Genomic DNA, 6,122 nt, shown 5'->3' on the forward strand with positions numbered 1-6,122 from the left:
GGCAGCCTGAAAGACACCAGCTCGAAAGCCGCTGCTCATGACCACGATCGCCGACCCTCGCCGCGCCACCTTGTACCGGATGGTAATGGACAAGCACGTCTGCCCCTACGGCTTGAAGGCCAAGGATCTGCTGCAACGCCAAGGCTACACCGTTGACGACCGGTGGCTGACCACTCGGGAGGAAACGGACGCTTTCAAGGTCGAGAACGGCGTGAAGACGACGCCGCAGACCTTCATCGGGGGCGAGCGGATCGGCGGTTACGACGACGTGCGCCGCCATTTCGGTAAAGCCGTCGCCGATCCCAAGGCAACCACCTACAAGCCGGTCGCCGCGCTGTTCGCAGTGACTGCGCTGATGGCGCTCGCTGCGAGCCATGCCGCTTACGGCACGCCCTTCACCCTACGAGCGGGCGAGTGGTTCATCGGGTTCAGCATGACAGTGCTGGCACTGCTCAAGCTCCAGAACATCGAGAGCTTCGCCACTATGTTCCTTAATTACGACCTGCTCGCGAAGCGCTGGGTGCGCTACTCCTACATTTACCCCTTCGCGGAGGGCTTGGCGGGCGTGCTGATGATCGCTGGCGTCCTAACCTGGTTGTCGGCGCCGGTCGCGCTGTTCATCGGGACCGTGGGTGCCGTGTCGGTGTTCAAGGCGGTGTACCTCGATAAACGCGAGCTGAAGTGCGCCTGCGTAGGCGGGTCCAGCAACGTGCCGCTCGGTTTCCTGTCGCTGACGGAGAATCTCATGATGATCGTAATGGCGGTGTGGATGGCCGTCTCGCCCGCGGCGCTTACGATCGGCCACTGAGGCTTGGGCGGAGCAAAGCGCGAACCGGCGCTGACGATCACATGCAACCCGGCTTATCGATATGATCGGGTCTCAGCTTAGAGAGGACGCACACAAAGGCTCTAGAAAGTCCATGCAATGCGTACTATGTACGGATCATCGCTACAAACAACGGTGCGCATGTGACTCAGGATACGGACGGTGACAAATTCCGCTGGATTATGAAGACCGGTTGGAAGGGCCTTTGCCCGCGATGCGGCAAGGGACACATGTTTAAGTCATGGCTGAAGGTCGCGGACCGATGCGAGGCCTGCGGTCTTGACTATCGGTTTGCAGCACCAGACGATGGTCCTGCCTTCTTTTCCCTGTGCATCGTTGCCTTCCCGCTCGCGTTCTTCGTCGTGTGGATCCAGGTGAAATTTGATCCGGTGTGGTGGGTGCATCTTTTCACGTCGCTCCCAGTCATGCTTTTGGGATGTCTGCTGCCGCTGCACCCCATCAAAGGCTGGCTGGTCGCCTCTCAGTACGTAAACCGTGCTCAGGAGGCTGGCACGGGTAAGATCTGGGATCAGCTTCACGGCCGGGAAAATACGAAGGATAGCAGTAACTTCGACGATTAATCCGGCCACAGGTCTCGTCAGATTCATTCCTGGAAGCGGTTTATGCGCTCGTTAATACCTGATGCCCGGCGCATCGCTGCTTCATACCTAAACTCTACGGGGCGCCCGGCCGACGCTCGCACGGTGCTCGCCGGCAGCGGAGACGATTATGTCGAAGTCCGTGTCGCCCTACAGGCGCTCAGTGAAATAGCAGCGCGTATGAGTCGCGCTGAGCGGGCGCTAGCGTGTTACGCCGATGAAACCTTCTGGGAGGCTGACTGCGCGGAAGCCTCGCTCGCCTTCCACGATCATGGCGAAATCGCGCGATCGGCATTGGCCGGCAAAGAGCTTTACGCCCTTCACCGCGACTGAATTCAAACGCGATTTTGTCTGCGCTATGCATGGACTTTGTACGCAGCACATATATATGAGAACCATGCAAACCTGGAAACCCGATATCGAGTCCTTTTCAGGACCAAAGTACCTTGCGATTGCTGAGGCGATCTCGAAAGATATCGAGGCCGGACGCCTTCTCGCCGGTACGCGCCTGCCGCCCCAGCGTGTTCTTGCCGACACGCTGAGCGTCGATCTGACGACGGTGACTCGTGCTTACGGCGAGGCGCAGCGGCTCGGGCTGATCGAGGGTGACGGCCGGCGTGGTAGCTTCGTTCGGCAGAAGAAAGTCGACGCTCCAAAGATCAGCTACAGCGAGCCGGCCGATACCGGAATGAACGCGCCGCCTGAAATTCCAGGCGCACTCCTTGCCGCAGCGTTCCGACGATCTGCGGACGCATTGCTGACCCGTTCTGATGTGGCTGCGCCGTTCCAGTATCAGCCGAGTGGTGGCATGATCGTGGCTCGCGAAGCTGGTGCCGATCTGTTGAGCGCTCGCGGCGTTCCATGCCACGACGACACCGTTCTGGTGACGGCGGGCGGGCAGCATGCCCTGCACGCGATCGTTAGCGCAGAGCTGCAACCTGGCGACACCGTAGCAGTCGCCGCATACATCTATCCGGGGTTCCAATCGGTCGCCCGCCGGTACGGCTTGCGCCTGTGCGTCGTAGCGTCGGATGCGGAAGGCCTGGTCGCGGAAGCGCTCGACGCCGCCTGTGCTCAAGGCAGTGTGCGTGCTGTATATGTCGTACCTACCAACGATAATCCGACGACTGCGACAATGGGCGTGGACCGGCGCAAGGCGATCGCCACTGTCGCAGAACAGCACGGTCTGATCGTCATCGAGGATGACGCGTATGGTCTCCTGCCGGAACGGCCGTTGCCCCCGATCGCATCGTTCGCAGAGGATCGGACCTGGCACATCGCCAGCGTGTCGAAGATTTTATCGCCTGGTCTGCGGATCGCGTGGCTGCGTGCACCCACAGTCGCACAGGCATGGCGACTAGCGGCAGACGTGCACGAAACCGCAATCATGGCACCACCGCTCAATGCAGCGGTCGTGGCGGACTGGATTGGCAGCGGAGTGTTTCAGCAGCTCACCAACGCGGTTCGGGTCGAAGCACAAGCTCGTCAGGCGATCGTGGCAAAGTTTCTCGATCCGCAAGGGTTCCAGTCGCAGCCGGAAGGGTATCATCTGTGGATGCCGCTCCCTGCGGACGCCAATCCTGGTGAGATCGTGAACACATTGCGTCCGCACGGCTTATCCGTGGTGGGTGCAGAGGTATTCGCAGTTGACCGGACAAGCGTTTCACCTGCGTTGCGCGTGTCGATCGGGGGCACTCTTCCCCGTGAACGTCTTGAACGTGGCTTGCGCTTACTGGGTGCGATGACCGCCCCAAACGCGACCAGAAAGATCTCGCTGGTCTGAACCTATGCTGTTGCCCCTGATCGATCACATCACAGAAAGACTTCCCCCTGTACATCACGCACTATCCGTTGATCTACGTTTACACCGCATGGGTGGTGGACAACCGGATCCCGCCACAGCGCGGAGCGATCTGGGGTGTCGTTCTGGTGGGCATGGCGGTGGCGATCGCCTATGCCAGTCTGAAACTCTACGACGAGCCGATGCGCCGATGGCTTGGCGCCCGCTTCCTGACGAGAAATGGATTCTAAAGCCGACCGGAGAGTGAATCGAGCGATCTCAACAGCTTGGGTCGACCGGGGTTGCGGAGACGACTTGGACCACATAGGCTGGAACGAAACTGCGGCTTGCGCTGCCGTGTAGATGTGCGGTTCTTACGTTCAGGAATGCAAGTGGCAAACGACTTTCCTGATGATCGATCCCTGGTGGTCTATGAGACTGGGGCCCGACTGCACGCGAGCACGCTGGCATGGTCGGAGGAAGCCCTTGCCAGCCTCAGCAGCACGGATGATGAAGGACGCAGGTTGCGGCTTCTTGTTCTCCGCGAGCAAGCCCGCCGCGGTCTGCGATTGATGGAATCGTTGGCTGCTACATGGCGCTGCGATCGTGCACAGCGCCGGGAATGGCGCGGTCGGACCGAACGGTTGATACAACAGCGATACGAGAATCTCTCTGCACGACATAAGCCGCGCTGACTCAGTCAGCGAGGAAGTCCGTGCTCGTCGCTCAACGATTTGACCTATGGCGTTTTCTGAGCAGGCGGCGTCCGGTGCGCGAAGCTGTCAGGTGTGACAACAATCCCATCGGGATTGGTCCACGCGGTCGCACCGCCTATCTAACCGGCGTTGTTGCCCCTTTAAGGACTGACAGGGGTTCGCGGATTTGCGCGATGAGCTCGCGTGGTGATCGATAGCGCAAAGCGCGGTGCGGGTGCACCGCTATAATGGGCGAACCGGCCAGGCGGTTGGTCGATAACGCTCTGCATATTGGGCCTCGCGGGTCATTTGGAGGGCTACCTCAGATTGTAACCTATTGGCGCTTTCGAAACGGCATTCCTGCTAGGCTGTTGCCTCCAGATCCTGCAGACTGCGCCCGCGGGTTTCTTGCCCGGCGCGGGATATGAGTATTGCCGACACGCCCATTGGCACGATCAGAGCGATTGCTGCGCCACCAAGCGTTGGGATCAATCCGGCGAAAGCCCCAAGCTGGACCGCTACCCCGCCGAACTTGCTGCTCGCCGCGATCAGCCCGGTTGCACGCCCACGCACCTCCGTCGCATAGTTCTCAGCGGCGTACGGAAGTAGCACCGCGATCAATCCGTTGGTTCCCACCACTAGCAGCGCGATCACAGCGATCAGCAGAGGTGGCCACGACAGGGTCTGCGCGGGCAGCATTGCGCCGACCAATCCGGCCAGCGTCAGCAGCACCGTGCCGATCAGCGTCCGCTTGCCGCTCCACCTGCTGTACAGCACAGCGGCAATCATGATCGTGGGCAGCGCGACTATAGCAGAGCTGGCGATGATGCCACTGGCGATCTCGGCGCTGAAGCCGCGATCTTGCAGGTCGGTCGGCAGCCACAAGAGTAGCCCGAAATTGACGAAGCTCCACGACAGCGCGGTGATCACGAGCGCAACTGTCAACTCGTGTTGGTTTGTCGCTACCGGCAACGCGTCTGTCGGCAAATTTGTGGGCGCGCGTCGTACGATGCCGAACCGCTGCGTCATGGCAGCTAGCTCCGTATGCATTCCACGTTGCAGCAGAAAGCGGGGTGACTCAGGAATCCAGCGCGCCATCGCGAGCAGTAGTAGGCCGGTCGGAAACCCCTGCAACCATAGGCTCCGCCAGCCGAACAGGGGTTCAAACACGTGCGCCGCACCGCTCGCCGCTAGATAGCCACCGACCAAGCCTGTCCCCCCAACCAACACCAGCACCCAGCTGCGATGCCGAGGTGGCATGACCTCGGTGAGCAGGGTATAGACCACGGGCAGCATGCCGCCCGCCGAACATCCCATCAGGAAGCACATCACGAGGTTCCAGCCATAGGACGGCATCGCGCCGCAGATTGACGTGGAGACGAACAGGATCGTCGACAGCAGGATCGACACGCGACGCCCATAGATGTCGGCCAGCCAGCCCCACAGGAACGATCCGATTGTCGTGCCCGTCAGCGCGACGAAAGGCAGCAGCGCTGCGGTCGATTTGGCCATGCCATACTCACCGCGCATGCCAGGCAGCACGAAACCGAGCGTCGCAGGTTTCATGGTGTCTATGATCAGGCCGAGCGTCAGGACCAGCAGCACAGCCGTATGCGACCGCGTCAACGGCGTATCGTCGGGGGCTTCGAATGTTACGCCGTTACTCGCCTCTCGGTCAGGACGCTTCTGAGGAAGTGCGCCGAAGATCGCGGCCGGAACGCCGAGTCCGATTAACGCCATCCCGAGATACATCCAGCCGTCCATCGGCATGCCCGACAGATTGTTACCCATGGTGTGGGCCATGGCGAGCATTGGAAGGTGGAGCAGCACGCCCGCGCTGATGGCGACGCACCCCGTCCAAAACAGTGGCCACCGCTCGCCAACTACGGATTGCCTACCAATCACGTTCTGTACCACAGCATCCACCCCAACTCTTTACTCACGGGTCAGTACGCCAAAACTCGTCGAAAAATATATCGTCGTTTATTACACGGCTAGTATTGGACGAAATCAACGTCGTAGTGAACGGTCGTGATTTGGGAGTTTCTCAACGATCTCGCGATGCACGGCGCTGCCTGCTAGCCCTGTGGTTCTCTTCAGCGCGTGCAATTCCACGCGGCGGAATAGCAGTTCGAGATCCTCTCGATTCACATCGAAGGTCTCGCCAAGGTCGGCAAGCGCAAGGTCGATATCTGCGGGATGCGGCACGCCTAATCCGGACG

Annotated in this window: 5 protein-coding genes and 1 pseudogene; 4 read left to right on the plus strand and 2 right to left on the minus strand. The window is 60.4% G+C overall.

What is annotated here, in order from left to right; translation table 11 throughout:
• The first annotated feature begins 37 nt into the window (after nt 1-37).
• The 4 genes from NLI89_RS05690 to NLI89_RS05705 all read left to right on the plus strand — a co-directional run bounded on the left by NLI89_RS05690 (nt 38) and on the right by NLI89_RS05705 (nt 3,456).
• Nucleotides 38-808 (plus strand): glutaredoxin family protein, encoded by a 771-nt coding sequence (locus NLI89_RS05690; RefSeq protein WP_254686132.1) that lies wholly within the window; start codon nt 38-40, stop codon nt 806-808.
• A 200-nt stretch (nt 809-1,008) separates the two neighbouring features.
• Nucleotides 1,009-1,407 (plus strand): DUF983 domain-containing protein, encoded by a 399-nt coding sequence (locus tag NLI89_RS05695; RefSeq protein WP_042466346.1) that lies wholly within the window; start codon nt 1,009-1,011, stop codon nt 1,405-1,407.
• 289 nt (nt 1,408-1,696) lie between these two features.
• A complete protein-coding gene (locus tag NLI89_RS05700) occupies nt 1,697-3,208 on the plus strand; it encodes a PLP-dependent aminotransferase family protein (protein ID WP_254686133.1) in 1,512 nt (503 codons plus the stop codon).
• Between the two features lie 68 nt (nt 3,209-3,276).
• Complete coding sequence (locus NLI89_RS05705; RefSeq protein ID WP_254686134.1) at nt 3,277-3,456, plus strand: hypothetical protein; 180 nt, start codon at nt 3,277-3,279, stop codon at nt 3,454-3,456.
• Between the two features lie 807 nt (nt 3,457-4,263).
• Here NLI89_RS05705 and NLI89_RS05710 read toward each other — a convergent pair.
• On the minus strand, nt 4,264-5,712 hold the full coding sequence (locus tag NLI89_RS05710; RefSeq protein ID WP_254686135.1) for an MFS transporter: 1,449 nt from the start codon (nt 5,710-5,712) through the stop codon (nt 4,264-4,266).
• Between the two features lie 198 nt (nt 5,713-5,910).
• Nucleotides 5,911-6,122: pseudogene (locus NLI89_RS05715) on the minus strand (hypothetical protein); the annotation flags it as partial.

The sequence above is a fragment of the Sphingomonas faeni genome, from assembly GCF_024273235.1.
Classification (GTDB): Bacteria; Pseudomonadota; Alphaproteobacteria; order Sphingomonadales; family Sphingomonadaceae; genus Sphingomonas; species Sphingomonas faeni_A.

Coding starts and splice junctions, on each gene's coding strand:
- NLI89_RS05695 (WP_042466346.1), top strand. CDS start 1,009: ATGAAGACCGGTTGGAAGGGCCTTTGCCCGCGATGCGGCAAGGGACAC.
- NLI89_RS05690 (WP_254686132.1), top strand. CDS start 38: ATGACCACGATCGCCGACCCTCGCCGCGCCACCTTGTACCGGATGGTA.
- NLI89_RS05700 (WP_254686133.1), top strand. CDS start 1,697: ATGGCGAAATCGCGCGATCGGCATTGGCCGGCAAAGAGCTTTACGCCC.
- NLI89_RS05710 (WP_254686135.1), bottom strand. CDS start 5,712: ATGCTCGCCATGGCCCACACCATGGGTAACAATCTGTCGGGCATGCCG.